The organism is Pseudoflavonifractor intestinihominis (assembly GCF_040096055.1).
GTDB classification, from domain to species: Bacteria; Bacillota; Clostridia; order Oscillospirales; family Oscillospiraceae; genus Pseudoflavonifractor; species Pseudoflavonifractor intestinihominis.
The window spans coordinates 39,200-54,093 of sequence record NZ_JBBMFK010000015.1; the positions used below are offsets into that span (position 1 = coordinate 39,200).

11 protein-coding genes are annotated in these 14,894 nt (G+C 61.6%); 3 read left to right on the forward strand and 8 right to left on the reverse strand.

Going from position 1 to position 14,894, the window contains the following annotated elements:
* Positions 1-79: 79 nt before the first annotated feature.
* Positions 80-1,561, reverse strand: coding sequence for a glutamate synthase subunit beta (locus tag WMO64_RS10205; protein WP_349231904.1), 1,482 nt, complete (start codon positions 1,559-1,561; stop codon positions 80-82).
* Positions 1,562-1,573: 12 nt separating this feature from the next.
* Positions 1,574-6,124 (reverse strand): glutamate synthase large subunit, encoded by a 4,551-nt coding sequence (gltB, locus tag WMO64_RS10210; RefSeq protein WP_294516881.1) that lies wholly within the window; start codon positions 6,122-6,124, stop codon positions 1,574-1,576.
* Positions 6,125-6,827: 703 nt separating this feature from the next.
* Here gltB and WMO64_RS10215 point away from each other — a divergent pair.
* Positions 6,828-7,358 (forward strand): GNAT family N-acetyltransferase, encoded by a 531-nt coding sequence (locus WMO64_RS10215; RefSeq protein ID WP_294516879.1) that lies wholly within the window; start codon positions 6,828-6,830, stop codon positions 7,356-7,358.
* 172 nt (positions 7,359-7,530) lie between these two features.
* Positions 7,531-8,166, forward strand: coding sequence for a DJ-1/PfpI family protein (locus tag WMO64_RS10220; RefSeq protein ID WP_294516877.1), 636 nt, complete (start codon positions 7,531-7,533; stop codon positions 8,164-8,166).
* 125 nt (positions 8,167-8,291) lie between these two features.
* On the opposite strand, the gene WMO64_RS10225 is transcribed toward WMO64_RS10220, so the two are convergent.
* From WMO64_RS10225 to WMO64_RS10235, 3 genes are all read right to left on the reverse strand, one after another.
* Positions 8,292-9,119, reverse strand: coding sequence for an HAD family hydrolase (locus WMO64_RS10225; protein WP_294516875.1), 828 nt, complete (start codon positions 9,117-9,119; stop codon positions 8,292-8,294).
* Between the two features lie 91 nt (positions 9,120-9,210).
* Positions 9,211-10,161, reverse strand: coding sequence for a transketolase family protein (locus tag WMO64_RS10230; RefSeq protein WP_294516872.1), 951 nt, complete (start codon positions 10,159-10,161; stop codon positions 9,211-9,213).
* A 1-nt stretch (position 10,162) separates the two neighbouring features.
* On the reverse strand, positions 10,163-11,014 hold the full coding sequence (locus tag WMO64_RS10235; protein WP_294516870.1) for a transketolase: 852 nt from the start codon (positions 11,012-11,014) through the stop codon (positions 10,163-10,165).
* A 239-nt stretch (positions 11,015-11,253) separates the two neighbouring features.
* Between WMO64_RS10235 and WMO64_RS10240 the strand changes: the two genes are divergently transcribed.
* A complete protein-coding gene (locus WMO64_RS10240) occupies positions 11,254-11,532 on the forward strand; it encodes a hypothetical protein (protein WP_294516868.1) in 279 nt (92 codons plus the stop codon).
* 48 nt (positions 11,533-11,580) lie between these two features.
* On the opposite strand, the gene argS is transcribed toward WMO64_RS10240, so the two are convergent.
* From argS to murI, 3 genes are all read right to left on the reverse strand, one after another.
* A complete protein-coding gene (gene argS / locus WMO64_RS10245; RefSeq protein ID WP_294516866.1) occupies positions 11,581-13,329 on the reverse strand; it encodes an arginine--tRNA ligase in 1,749 nt (582 codons plus the stop codon).
* 53 nt (positions 13,330-13,382) lie between these two features.
* The gene (locus tag WMO64_RS10250; RefSeq protein WP_294516864.1) at positions 13,383-13,826 is read right to left on the reverse strand and encodes a YwiB family protein; all 444 of its coding nucleotides are present in this window, start codon (positions 13,824-13,826) and stop codon (positions 13,383-13,385) included.
* Positions 13,827-13,910: 84 nt separating this feature from the next.
* Positions 13,911-14,726: a glutamate racemase gene (murI, locus tag WMO64_RS10255; protein WP_294516862.1), complete on the reverse strand. Its 816-nt coding sequence runs from the start codon at positions 14,724-14,726 to the stop codon at positions 13,911-13,913.
* Positions 14,727-14,894 lie beyond the last annotated feature (168 nt).

Genomic DNA, 14,894 nt, shown 5'->3' on the forward strand with positions numbered 1-14,894 from the left:
TTCACCGCAATTTTTAAAAGAGCGCCTCTGTATTGCCGGAAAGGCAACGCAGAGGCGCTCTGTGCGTTTTATTGCGGGATTACAGATTCGTATACCCCATCAGGAAACGGTCCACCACAGCGGCCGTATCGCGGCCTTCACGCAGGGCCCAGACAACCAGGCTCTGGCCGCGGCGCATGTCGCCGCAGGCGAAGACGTTGGGAACATTGGTGGCAAAGTTGTGGTCGGCTACACAGCCGCGGGGCGTCAGTTCCAGGCCGAAAGCCTCGGCAGTGTAGCTCTCGCAGCCGGTAAAGCCGGCGGCAATCAGAACCAGCTCGCACTCCACCGTCTCTTCCTCGCCGGTGGGGACCATGGCGCGGCGGCCGGTGGCTTCGTCCACTACACGGCTCTCCAGCTTGGAGATCACGGCGCCGCAGACCCGGCCGTCCTCCCCCTTCAGGAATTCCTTCACCGTGGTCTGATAGACGCGGGGATCGCGGCCGAACATGGCGATGGCTTCCTGCTGGCCATAGTCGGTCTTGAGGACCTTGGGCCACTCCGGCCAGGCATTGCCGGGCGCGCGCTGGACCGGCGGGCAGGGCATCATTTCCAGCTGCAGCACATCGGCGCAGTGCTGGCGGATGGCAGTGCCCACGCAGTCGTTGCCGGTATCGCCGCCGCCGATGACCAGCACACGTTTGCCCTCGGCAGAGATGGCGCGGCCATCGGCAAAGTTGGAGTCCAGAAGGCTGCGGGTCACGCTGGTCAGGTAGTCCACAGCAAAGTAGATGCCTTCGGCTTCACGGCCGGGAACAGACAGGTCGCGGGCCTGCTTGGCGCCGCAGCACAGCACCACGGCATCATAACGGCTGGCAAGTTCTTCTTTGCTGATATCCACACCCACGTTGGTATTCAGCACAAACTCGATGCCCTCCGCCTTCATGATGGCCACACGGCGGTCGATTGCGGACTTCTCCAGTTTCATGTTGGGGATGCCGTACATCAGCAGGCCGCCCACACGGTCTTCCCGCTCAAAGACGGTCACGCTGTGACCGCGGCGGTTCAGCAGTTCGGCCGCAGACAGGCCGGAAGGGCCGGAACCTACCACGGCCACGCTCTTGCCGGTGCGGACGGCGGGCGGGGTGGGCTGGATGAGGCCATGGGCATAGCCGTACTCCACAATGGCGTGCTCGTTCTCCTTCACGGTGACGGGGTTGCCCGTGGCCATACCGCAGGTGCAGGCCGCCTCACACAGGGCGGGGCAGACCCGGCTGGTAAACTCGGGGAACAGGTTGGTGGCCCGCAGACGATGGAGCGCCAGATCCCAGCGGCCCTGGTACACCAGATCGTTCCACTCGGGAATCAGGTTGTTCAGCGGGCAGCCGCTGGCCATGCCGCCCACCATCATGCCGCTCTGGCAGAAGGGCACGCCGCAGTCCATGCAGCGGGCGCCCTGGGCCTGCTGTTCATCAGAGGGCAGGGGAATATGAAATTCGTTAAAGTTGCAAATACGCTCTTCAGGCGGCAGCTCGGTGCTGGTCTGCCGCTTGATCTCCAAAAATCCACTCAGTTTTCCCATGGTTAGCCCTCCTTATTTGGCATTCTTCATCGCGTAGAAGGCTTCAATCTGGGCCTGCTCGCTGTCCTCGCCCTTCTCTTCCATCTGGGCAATCAGGCGCAGCATCTTGTCGTAGTCATGAGGCAGGACCTTCTTGAAGCGCGGCAGATAAGACCCGAAGTCATCGAGAATCTGTTTGCCGCGGGGCGAACCGGTGCGCTCCACATGTTCGCGGATCAGATCTTTCAGCAGAGCCACATCGTATTTGTGTTCCACGGGTTCCATGCTGACCATGTCTTTGTTGACGCGCTGGTAGAGATCCCAGTCCTCGTCCAGAACGTAGGCGATGCCGCCGCTCATACCGGCCGCAAAGTTCTTGCCGGTCTTGCCCAGCACCACCACGGTGCCGCCGGTCATATATTCGCAGCCATGGTCGCCCACGCCCTCCACCACGGCGGTGGCGCCGGAGTTACGCACGCAGAAGCGTTCGCCGGCCACGCCGTTGATGAAAGCCTTGCCGCTGGTGGCGCCGTACAGGGCCACGTTGCCGATGACAATATTCTGGCTGCGGTCGTAGGTCACGCTCTTGGGCGGATAGACCACGATTTCGCCGCCGGACAGGCCCTTGCCCAGGTAGTCGTTGCAGTCGCCTTCCAGCTCCAGGGTCAGGCCCTTTGGCAGGAACGCGCCGAAGCTCTGGCCGCCAAAGCCGTGGCACAGCACATGGAAGGTATCATCGGGCAGGGTGTTGCCGAACTTGGCGGTGATCTCGCTGCCGAAGATGGTGCCGAAGGCGCGGTCGGTATTGCCCACGGTCAGCTCCACCCGGGCCGGCTTGGGCTCGTCCATATCGAAGCTCTTCTTGAACTTCTTCATCAGGATCTTCATGTCGGGGGTCTTTTCCAGGCCGAAGTTGTAAACGTCCTCGGGCTGGAAATGGATGCTGCTGTTCTCGATGAGGGGGTTGCTCAGCAGCGGGGTCAGGTCCAGCTCGCTGGCGCGGCTGCCGGCAGGCTCTTCCTTGATGGCCAGCAGGTCGGTGCGGCCCACCAGATCCTCCAGACGGCGCACGCCCAGACGGGCCATGTACTCCCGCAGTTCCTGGGCCATAAACCGCATGAAGTTCATGACGTATTCCGGCTTGCCCTTGAAGTTTCGGCGCAGCTCGGGGTTCTGGGTACAGATGCCCATGGGGCAGGTATCCAGGTTGCACACACGCATCATCACGCAGCCCATGGCCACCAGGGGACCGGTGCCGAAGCCGAATTCTTCGGCGCCCAGCATGGCGGCAATGGCCACATCCCGGCCGCTCATCAGCTTGCTGTCCGCCTCAATGCGAACACGGCTGCGCAGGCCGTTCATGATCAGGCACTGATGGGCCTCGGCGATGCCCAGTTCCCAGGGCAGGCCGGCGCTGTGGATGGAGTTGTTGGGCGCGGCGCCCGTGCCGCCGTCAAAGCCGGAGATCAGGATGACCTCGGCGCCGGCCTTGGCAACGCCGGCGGCAATGGTGCCGACACCGGCTTCACTGACCAGCTTGACATTGATGGCCGCCTTGCGGTTGGCGCACTTCAGGTCGTAGATCAGCTGAGCCAGGTCCTCGATGGAGTAGATGTCGTGGTGAGGCGGAGGGGAGATCAGGCCCACGCCGGTGGTGGAGTGGCGGGTCTTGGCAACCCAGGGATAGACCTTGCTGCCGGGCAGCTGGCCGCCCTCGCCGGGCTTGGCGCCCTGGGCCATCTTGATCTGGATCTCGCTGGCGGAGACCAGATACTTGCTGGTGACGCCGAAACGGGCGGAGGCCACCTGCTTGATGGCGGAGTTGCGTTCGGTGCCGAAGCGCTCTTCCGCTTCGCCGCCCTCGCCGGTGTTGCTCTTGCCTCCCAGGCGGTTCATGGCAATGGCCATGCACTCGTGGGCCTCGGCGGACAGGGCGCCGTAGCTCATGGCGGCGGTCTTGAAGCGGCGGACCAGGCTGTCCACGCTCTCCACCTCGTCGATGGGCACGCCCTGCTCGGGATAGCGGAAGGTCAGCAGGCTGCGCAGGTGCATCTCATCGGAGCCGGTGTTGTCGATGGCCTGGGTGTAGGCCTTGAACTTGGAGTAGTCGCCGGTCCAGCAGGCCTGCTGCAGCAGATGGATGGTCTGGGGGTTATAAAGGTGCTGTTCCGCCTGGGGACCGCTGCGGAACTTGTGCAGGCCCAGGCTGGGCAGCTCGGTGTCGGTGCCCAGGCCCAGGGGATCGTAGGCCTTCTGATGGCGCTCCTCCAGGTCGTCCTGGATGTCCTTCAGGGTGATGCCGCCCACACGGGTGACGGTATTGGTGAAGTACTTGTCCACCACTTCCTTGCTGATGCCCAGCGCCTCAAAGATCTGGCTGCCCTGGTAGGACTGGATGGTGGAAATGCCCATCTTGGACGCGATCTTCACGATGCCGGCCAGCACGGCGTGGTTGTAGTCCTCCACGGCGGCGTAGTAGTCCTTGTCCAGCAGCTTCTCGTCAATGAGCTGGCGGATGGTCTGCTGTGCCAGATAGGGGTTGATGGCGCAGGCGCCGTAGCCCAGCAGGGTGGCAAAGTCATGGACCAGGCGGGGTTCGCCGCTCTCCAGCACCAGGGCCATGGCGGTGCGCTTCTTGGTGCGCACCAGGTACTTGGAGACAGCGCCCACGGCCAGCAGGCTGGGGATGGCCACATGGTATTCGTCGATCTCCCGGTCGGAGAGGATCAGGATGTTGGCGCCGTCACGGTAGGCCCGGTCCACTTCCACAAACAGCCGCTCAATGGCCTTTTCCAGATCGGTGTTCTTATAGTAGCAGATGGAGACGGTCTGCACCTTGAAGCCGGGCACATTCATGGCCTTCAGCTTCAGCACGTCGGTCTCGGTCAGGATGGGATTGTTGATCTTCAGGACCTTGCAGTTCTCGCTGCTCTCCTCCAGCAGGTTGCCCTGGGCGCCCACATACACGGTGGTGGAGGTGATGACCTTCTCACGCAGTGCGTCAATGGGCGGGTTGGTGACCTGGGCGAACATCTGCTTGAAGTAGTCAAACAGCGGGGGATGGGTGTGGCTGAGCACGGCCAGCGGGGTGTCCACGCCCATGGCGCCGGAGGGTTCGGCGCCGTTCTTGGCCATGGGGAGGATCATGGTGGTCACATCCTCATACCGGTAGCCGAAGGCCTTCTGCAGCTGGACCAGCTCCTGGGGGCTGGGCTCAGGCGGACGGTGGTTGGGGATCTTCAGCTCCTTCAGGGTGACCAGGTTGCGGTCCAGCCACTCGCCGTAGGGCTGGCGGTTGGCGTAGTCCGCCTTCAGGCGCTCGTCGTCCACCAGTTCGCCCTTCACGGTGTCCACCAGCAGCATCTTTCCGGGGCGCAGACGGTCACGGGAGACCACCTCGGCCGGGTCCACATCCAGCACACCCACCTCGCTGGAGAGGATCAGGCGGCCGTCACGGGTGATATAGTAGCGGGAGGGGCGCAGACCGTTGCGGTCCAGCACGGCGCCCATCACATCGCCGTCGGAGAAGAGGATGGACGCGGGGCCGTCCCAGGGCTCCAGCATGGTGGCGTAGTACTGGTAGAAGGCGCGCTTCTTGGGGTCCATGCTGTCGTTGTTGCTCCAGGGCTCGGGGATGGTCACCATCACGGCCAGGGGCAGCTCCATGCCGTTCATGACCATGAATTCCAGGGTGTTGTCCAGCATGGCGGAGTCGCTGCCGTCCTGGTTCACAATGGGCAGCACCTTGGCCATGTCGTCCTTCAGGCAGTTGCTGGAGATGCTCTCCTCCCGGGCCAGCATGGTGTCCACGTTGCCGCGGATGGTGTTGATCTCGCCGTTGTGCAGGATCATACGGTTGGGGTGGGCGCGGTTCCAGCTGGGCGCCGTGTTGGTGGAGAACCGGCTGTGCACCATGCCGATGGCGGATTCATAGTCGGTGTCCTGCAGGTCGGGGTAGAACAGGCGCAGCTCCTTCACCAGGAACATGCCCTTGTACACAATGGTCCGGCTGGACAGGCTGCACACGTAGGTCTCGGAGCTGGACTGCTCAAAGACCCGGCGGGCCACGTACAGGCGGCGGTCAAAGTCCAGGCCGGGCTGCACACGGGCGGGCTTTTCCACAAAGCCCTGCCAGATGCTGGGCATGCAGGAGCGGGCCTTGTGGCCCAGAATCTCGGGGCACACCGGCACGGCACGCCAGCCCAGGAAGTTCAGCCCCTCCTTGCGGCAGACGATCTCAAACAGCTTCTTGGCCTGATTGCGGCGCAGTTCTTCCTGCGGGAAAAAGAACATGCCCACGCCGTACTCCCGCTCTCCGCCCAGAGTGATGCCGGCTTCCGCCGCCACCTTGGTGAAGAACTTGTGGCCGATCTGCAACAGAATGCCCACGCCGTCGCCGGTTTTGCCCTCGGCGTCCTTACCGGCGCGGTGTTCCAGATGTTCCACGATCTGCAGCGCATCGTCGATGGTCTTGTGGCTCTTGCGGCCCTTAATGTCCACCACGGCGCCGATACCGCAGTTATCATGCTCAAATCTCGGATCATACAGCCCTGCGGGCTGCTTCCTTGTGGTAAAGTCTTGCACTGCTACTTCTCCTTCCCGGCGTAAAACGTCACGCTGCGGCGGCCTTTTGGGCCGGCACCGCAACAAAAAAGACGCTCGCATGCGGAGGCATACTCCCTCCGCAAACGAACGTCTTTGTTCTTCCTTACACTATATCATACTAAAGCCCGCTTGGCAATCGAAAAGCAAAAGAATCTTATAAAATTAAAGTCAAACCCTTTTCAAATTCAAAAACGCGCCATGGAACTCAATTTAATTTTGCACTTCCGGCGGTATTTTGTCCCTTGACCTCGTCCGGAACCTTCTTGGACGTCTCCGGCCCCTGCTGCGCATCCAGTTTTTCCCGTACAGGCACGGCAGCCTCCCGGTGTCACTTCAAGCAGGGTAACCATAGCCTCGGCAGCGCCGGCCAGATGATCCCCGGCGAAGGCCGCGATCATGAGCGCCCCCAAAAGCGCCGCACCTGCCGGAAGCGTACGGTTCATAAGTAGCGGATTGGACAACTGGTGTTGGAAAGGGCCAAGTCCATTGTGATGCGCGGCGCGACAATTGACTTTATCGCGGAAAAACCCTATAATACTGCCATTGCGCTGGGTTGCGATCTGGGTTTGGGCGCGGACTTGAACATGGGGCAAGGTTCGCATTGATCCGACACTGTTATACGCACGCACAAATGCGCCATCCCCCTTCCCTGCTCTTACATGGAATTTTTAACGGAGGAAAGATGATGGAAACGATTCAATACGAAAATTTAACCATCCGACAAGCCGAAGCCGCCGATGCAAAGCAGCTCGCCGCCTGGTGGAACGACGGTGCTGTGATGGCGCACGCAGGCTTCCCCAATGGCGTGGGGACGACTGAGGACGAGGTCATCAAAGGACTTAACAAGGGTTGCATCATCATTCAGGAAGACGATCGTCTGATCGGTGAGTGCAGTTATAGTAATGCAGGCGTGGGTGTGGCCGAAGTCGGCATCAAGCTCTGTGAAACCGATTGTCAAAATCGTGGTGTGGGCAGAAAAGTCCTGAGTCTGCTGATTGGCTGGCTGTTCAGAAACGGCTATTCCAAAATCATTCTCGACACGAATGTGAAGAACACACGGGCACAACATGTCTATGAATCCCTTGGTTTCCGCAAGGTGAGAACGAACGTGGATGCTTGGAAAGATCAGCTTGGCCGCCTTCAGTCTTCTATTGATTATGAATTGGTTGAGAAGGATTTTATAAGCTACGTAAAGGACGCATTTCAGTCTTAAGATCCCCTGCGCTTACACCGCAGCACCGCAAAAAGCCCGTGTGTTGTCCGTTCTGCTATCCTATTTTCCAAAGAGAGACGTGCTGAAAAGCCCGTCTCTCTTTTTGCTTTATTGTAAATTTCAGACGTCCATGCTAGAATAAATTTACATTATAATTTATAGAGGTGCTCCGATGAGAAAATTTTCCGTGCTATTATATCCCGACTTTTCCCTGCAAGAGATTACCTGTCTGACCTCTGCCCTGACGGTCTGGTTCGGCGAAACAGTCGATTATATTGCAAGCGAGAACAGAGAATACCGCAGCGAAGAAGGCCTGCGTGTTTTCCCTACCAAAACAACAGCAGACGTGACTATCACGGATTATGACTGCGTCATTCTCCCTGGAACCATCAATCCGATGCCCGCTTTGTTTGATGAAACGCTGATCGATTTTCTCAAAGGCGGAGTTAATACCCCCGTTGTCTTTGCGGCAATCTCGTCCTCTCCAGCCCTATTGTCAAAGGCAGGTATTTTAAACGGTAAGAAATTCACCGCAGGGTATTTTATGCAGTTTGCAGATACCTTCTCCTTTATCCAAAAAGAAAACTTTATACACAAGCCCATCATGGAAGACGGCAATGTCATCACTGGAATCGGAATGTTTTTCCGCGAATTTGCAGAAGCTGTGCTGAAAAGATTTGATTACGATATTGGCAGCAACTTTATGCGAGACACTCCGGCGGAGTACACGGAAGACGAATTGACATTTTATTGGTCTGAAGAAAACTATCAGGAATTTTTGAACGAACTAAAGGAATATCCCGTGTAGCCGCTCCTCCCTTTTTAAATCTGAAGTCTGACAGATCCGCAATATCTGTACATCGAAATTTACACACGGATTTACACATGAAAACAGCCATCCCTGGAGGGATGGCTGTTTTTCTTTTCCGGTGTTCAGTTCTGCTGTGCCAGCGCCCAGCGCTCCACACCCTGGGCCACGCCGGAGTCGGAGTTGGTACCGGTGAGCCCTTTGGCGGCCGCCTTGGCCTTGTCCGTACCGTTTGCCATGGCAAAGGAGCAGCCCGCCCAGGCCAGCATCCCCAGGTCGTTGTCCGCGTCGCCGAAGGCCATGACCTCCGAAGCATCAATGTCCAGCTTCCGGCACAGCTCCTTCAGCGCCTCTCCCTTGTCCACGCCGGGAGCCGTGATCTCCATGTTGGACTCATAGGCGCAGGCGGACTCATAGGGGCCCACAGCTCTGAGCTCCTCCTCAATCCGCCCCTGGGTGCCCGGCTCCACATGGAATACATAGAGCTTCTCCACCAGCTTCTTCTCGATCACCGGCCGCAGGTCGTCCACGATCATGGCCTGCCGGCGGAACATGGCCCCATACGCAGCGGAGGGCGCCTCCTTCATGACAAGCGCCTCATACCGCCGGTCGACGTAGTTCTGGCCCTCGCAGAAGAGCTCAAAGCCCGCGCCGTACCGGAGCAGGATCTCCACGAATTTCAGCGCCTGCTCCTTGGGCATGCCCTTCTGGAGCACCCACTCCCCGGTCTGCCGGTCCAGCACGGCCGCGCCGTTGGACATGACCACATAGCGCACCACGCCCAGCTGGTCCGCGATCTCCTTCAGCAGGCTCCAGGTCCGCCCGCTGGAGATGACCACCTCAATGCCCTGCTCCGCCGCCCTGCGGAGGGCGTCCACGTTGCGCTGGGACACCATCGCGTGGTCATCATTCAACAATGTGCCGTCCATGTCAGTGGCAATCAGTTTGATCACAGCACATTCTCCTTTCTTACCGCCCGCTCGGGCATTGAAAGCGGCAGGCCGCAGCTGCGGCCTGCCGCTGGTTTTGGCATCGTCTCTGTTCTTACCGGTTCTTCAGGCTGACAGCCAGCCGCACCTTCTTGGCCAGGCCCTCGGCGTTGAGGCCGTAGGCGGCCAGCACCTTCTTGGCAGGGCCGGAGCGGCCGAAGCAGTCCTCCACGCCGTGGCGCACCACGGGCACAGGGCAGGCCTGGGACAGGTACTCGCACACGGCGGCACCCAGGCCTCCCACGATATTGTGCTCCTCGCTGGTGACAATGGCGCCGGTCTCCTTGGCGGCCTGGAGCACCAGCTCCTCGTCCAGGGGCTTGATGGTGTGCATGTCGATGACCCGGACGGAGATGCCCTCGCCGGCCAGGGTCTCGGCGGCCTTGAGGGCCTCCTGGACCATGAGGCCGCAGGCGATGACGGTCACGTCGCTGCCGTCGCGCATGGTGACGCCCTTGCCCAGCTCGAACTTGTAGCCGGGCAGCTCGTCGGTGACGTTGTCCACCGCCATGCGGCCCAGACGCAGGTAGGCGGGGGCATTCAGGTTCAGCAGGGCCTCAGTGGCAAAGGTCATCTCGTTGCCGTCGCAGGGCACCACCACGGTCATGCCGGGGATGACCCGCATGTTGCTCAGGTCCTCGATGCACTGGTGGGTGGCGCCGTCCTCGCCCACGGAGAGGCCGCCGTGGGACCCCACCACGGTGACGGGCAGGCCGGGATAGGCGATGGAGTTGCGCACCTGCTCCCAGGCCCGGCCGGTGGCGAAAATGGCGAAGGTATTGATAAAGGGGTGCTTGCCGCAGGTGGCCAGACCGGCGGCCACGCCGGTCATGTTGCCCTCGGCAATGCCCATGTCAAAGTGGCGGTCGGGATACTCCTGGGCGAACTTGCTGGTGTTGACGGCCTGGGCCAGGTCCGCGTCCAGGACCAGCAGCTCCGGGTGGGTCTTGGCCAGCTCAATCAGGGCCGCGCCGTAGGCGGCTCTCGTCGCGATGCTTCCTGCCATCTTACTTCCCCTCCTCTTCCAGCTGCTTGAGATGTGCTTCCAGCTCGGCCTTGGCCTGGGCGTACTGCTCGTCGTTGGGGGCCTTTCCGTGCCAGGTGTACACGCCCTCCATGAAGGACACGCCCTTGCCCTTGACGGTGTGGGCCAGAACCACGGTGGGCTTGCCCTTCACAGTCTTGGCCTGCTCAAAGGCGTCGGCCAGGGCGGCGTAGTCGTGGCCGTCGGTCTCGATCACGTTCCAGCCGAAGGCGGCCCACTTGGCGGACAGGTCGCCCAGGGGCATCACATCGTCGGTGGTGCCGTCGATCTGCATTCTGTTATAGTCCACCACGGCGCACAGGTTGTCCAGGCTGTACTTGGCGGCCGACATGGCGGCCTCCCACACCTGGCCCTCGTCCAGCTCGCCGTCGCCCAGAATGGCGTACACCCGGTAGTCCTTCTTGTCGATCTTGCCCGCCAGGGCCATGCCCACGGCGGCGGAGATCCCCTGGCCCAGAGAGCCGGTGGACATATCCACGCCCTTTACGTGGACCATATCGGGGTGGCCGGAGTAGTGGCCGTCAATGCTGCGGAAGAGCTGCATGTCCTCCACGGGGAAGAATCCCCGCAGGGCCAGTACCGAGTACAGAGCGGGGGTGCAGTGGCCCTTGCTCAGCACCAGGCGGTCCCGGTCAGGGTCCCTGGGCTGGTCGGGGTTCACCTTCATCTCATGGAAATAGAGGACGGTGAGGATGTCCATCACGGACAGGGAGCCGCCGGTGTGGCCGGAGGCGGCGCGGTAGATGGCCGACAGGCCCAAAAGCCGGCCCTTGGTGGCGGTGATTGCCAGCTCCTGGATCTCTTTGGGTTCCATGGAATCCTTCCTTTCTTCATTTTCCCTTTTTCTTCAGACGTCAGGGAAAGTAAAATACAGTCCAGCTGCGGACGGGTAATATTGCGTCAAAGTTCCGGCACAATATGCCAATTCACATCCATTTTAGATTATATCATGGCGCAGAGCACCGGTCAAACAGAATATACGCCGTTCCTCCTCACATGCCCGCCGCCGGGGCGCATATACTGGTGATACAGGCGCGGAAGGAGGCGGCGGTGATGGAGCGGAAGGAGAACAAGCGGGACACGGCGGTGCGGCTGGCGTGCTGCGCGGTCATTGCCCTGATCATCTGCTACGGCGCGGAGAAGCTGGGTGAGGGCCTCAGGCTCCCCCTGTGGGAGGAGTACGGCCATCTGCTGAAGGAGAACAAGGTGCAGGCGGTGGCGATTCTGGCGGCGCTGCTCTTCGGGGCGTCCCTGGCCCTGTTCCCGCCCCAGGACGAGGAGGGCCATGAGGCCTGCGGCGCAGAGGCGTACACCCAGGTGGAGTGCGAGTGACAAAACAATCCCCCGCTCAGATGAGCGGGGGATTGTTGTAAGGCAAAATTACATTTTCTCGGGGGCGGTGACGCCGATGAGGGCCATGCCGTTGGCCAGCACGGACCGAACAGTGTCCGCCAGCTTGAGCCGGGCGGCCAGCACGTGCTTCTCCTCGCCCTTGATGCGGCAGGAATTGTAGAACCGGTGGAAATCGCCGGCCAGGGTGAGCAGGTAGCGGTTGATGTGGGAGGGGTCGTAGTCCCGGCTGGCCAGGCGGATCTCCTCAGGGAAGAGGGAGAGGGTCTTGACCAGGGAGAGCTCCTCGGGGGTGGTGAACACAGAGGCGTCGATGTCGGCGGCAGCGGACACGCCGGCCCCCTCCTCCTTCATCCGGGCCACCAGGGAGCAGATCCGGGCGTGGGCGTACTGGACGTAGTACACCGGGTTGTCCGAGTCCTCCTTGACGGCCAGGTCCAGGTCAAAGTCCAGGGGGCTGGTGAAGGAGCGGGAGTTGAAGAAGTAGCGGCAGGCATCCACGCTCACCTCGTCCAGCAGGTCGTGGAGGGCGATGGCCTTGCCGGAGCGCTTGCTCATCCGGACGGGCTTGCCGTCCTGGAGCAGGTTCACCAGCTGCATGAGCACCACCACCAGGCGGTGGGAGCCGTCCAGGCCCAGGCCGTCCAGAGCCGCCTGGAGCCGGGCCACGTGGCCGTGGTGGTCGGCACCCCAGATGTTGATGGCGGTCTGGAAGCCCCGCTTCTCCAGCTTGTTGCGGTGGTAGGCGATGTCGGCGGCAAAGTAGGTGTAGAACCCGTTGGCCCGGCGGAGCACGTCGTCCTTCAGGTCCAGCTTGTCCACCTGCTCCCGGGTCTTGCCCTCCCGCATGTACTTCTCCTTGAGCAGCTCAATGGTATTGAGCCACAGGGCGCCGTCCTTCTCGTAGGTCCAGCCCTTGTCGGTGAGCAGGCCCACGGTCTCGGCCACATAGCCGCTGTTGTGGAGAGAGGACTCCAGGAACCACTCGTCGTACTCAATCTTGTACCGGCGCAGGTCCTCCTGCATCTTGGGGATGTTGCGCTTGAGGCCGAAGTTGGCCATGGCCTCCTGGCGCTCCTCCTCGCTCTTGTCCATCCAGCTGTCGCCCTGCTCCGCCCGGAAGGCGGCGGCCAGCTCTCTGATGTCGTCGCCCTTATAGCCGTCCTCGGGGAAGGGCACGTTCTCCTCCCCCAGGATGAGCTGGCGGTACCGGGCGTCGATGGACATGGCGAACTTGTGGATCTGGTTGCCGGCGTCGTTGACGTAGAACTCACGCCACACGTTGTAGCCCGCCCGCTCCAGCACGCTGGCCAGGCTGTCGCCCAGCACGCCGCCCCGGGCGTTGCCGATGTGCATGGGACCGGTGGGGTTGGCGGAGACGAACTCCACCATCACCTTCTCGCCGTGGCCCTCGTCCACGGCGCCGTAGGCGGCGCCCTCCCGCTCGATGTCCGCGATGACCTCGCCGTACCAGCGGCTGCCCAGGCGGAAGTTCAGGAAGCCGGGGCCGGCGATCTCGGCGCTCTGGAAGTAGGTCCCCTCCAGCTCCAGGTGGTCCAGAATGATCTGGGCGATGGCTCTGGGGGCCATGTGGAGGGCCTTGGCCCCGGCCATGGCAAAGGAGGAGGCGTAGTCCCCGTGGGACACGTCCTTGGGAATCTCAATGGTGGCCTTTACCTGGGCGCCGGCGGGCAGGAGCCCATCGGCGGCGGCCTTCTCGTAGGCCGCCTGGGTCAGGGACGCCACCTGGTCCTTGGCGGACTGGATCATGTTGGACATCTCAAATCACCTCATCAATATCTGGTAAAGGGCGGCCCCTGCCGCCCGTGAACTTACTGCCGGAGCACCGGGGGCTTCTCCCGGACCTGGATCTGGAACAGGTTCTGCCCCGCCACGGCATGCTCGATCTCAATGGCGTAGTTGATCTCAATGCTGCCGCCGTGCTCGTCCATGCGGCAGTCCATGTGGTGGGTCTTGATGCCCACGGCCAGGGCCCCGTAGGGGGTGTTGTACATGGACAGGTGGCGGCGGCCCTCCTCGAACACCATCTGGGAGTTAACCTCCCCGTGGCGCATGAGGGTGATGCGGCCGTCCTCGATCTGGAAGGTGGTCAGGGTGCCCTCCAGGCCGGTGAGTTCGCTCTCCTGGTAGCTGAGGGTGTACTCCCCCTCGCCCTCCTTGGCCAGCAGGCCCTCGGTGACCAGCTCGATGGTCTCGTCCTCCACGTTCTCGTAGGACTGCCTGCCTTTGATGGAAATAATGACGCTCTTATCCATTCTCTCGACCTCTGATGTGAACCAAAATGCAAGGTATTATATCCCAAATTGAGGGAAAAGTAAAGGACCGGTGCCCGTTTCTCCTCAATATTTTGTAATATCCACCTGCTCCACCGCGCCGGTGATGTCCCGGCCCAGGAAGATGGAGGCCAGAGAGGCGAAGTCGGCGGCGCTGTCGCTGGCGAAGTAGCGGCGGGTGCCCACGTGGTCGGGGCTGTTGAGGCCGTCCCGCTTCTTCAGCATGGCCGATACCTGCCGGGCGCAGGCCGCGCCGGTGTTGATGAGCGTCACGTCCGGGCCCATGAAGTTGCCGATGACCTGGGACAGGAGGGGGTAGTGGGTGCAGCCCAGCACCAGGGTGTCCACCCCGGCCTCCTTCAGGGGGGTGAGGTACTCCTCGGCCACCATCTCGGTGACCCTGTCCCCGGGGCGGAAGCGGCCGTTCTCCACCAGGGGCACAAAGAGGGGGCAGGCCCGGGCGGTGACCTGGGCGTCGGGCAGCAGCTTGGCGATGTACCGCTCATAGGCCCCGGTGCGGATGGTGGCCTGGGTGCCGATGAGGCCGATCTTCCCGCTGCGGGTGGCGGCGGCGGCCTCCGCCACAGCGGGCCGCACCACGCCCAGCACCGGGATGGGGTTCTCCTGCTCCAGCACCTCCAGCGCCGTGGTGGACACGGTGCCGCAGGCGATGACAATGGCCTTCAGATCAAAGGTGTTGAGAAAGGCCACGTCCTGCCGGGCGTACTTGATGATGGTGTCCCGGGAGCGGCTGCCGTAGGGCACCCGGCCGGTGTCGCCGAAGTAGACGATGTCCTCTTCCGGCATCAGATGGATCAGCTCCCGGACAGCGGTCAGGCCGCCCATGCCCGAGTCAAACACGCCGATTGGCCGACGGTCCACAGCAACAACCTCCAGACAAAACAATTGCGGGGCGGAATTCCTCCGCCTGCCGCTTCCTCTATACTATATGCGAAACTCCGGCGGAACACAAGGGGAAATTTCACCGGATTTCTCCTTTCGCCGGGTTTGACTTTTCCCTATCTTGTTAATATAATATGTGCAAGCGGA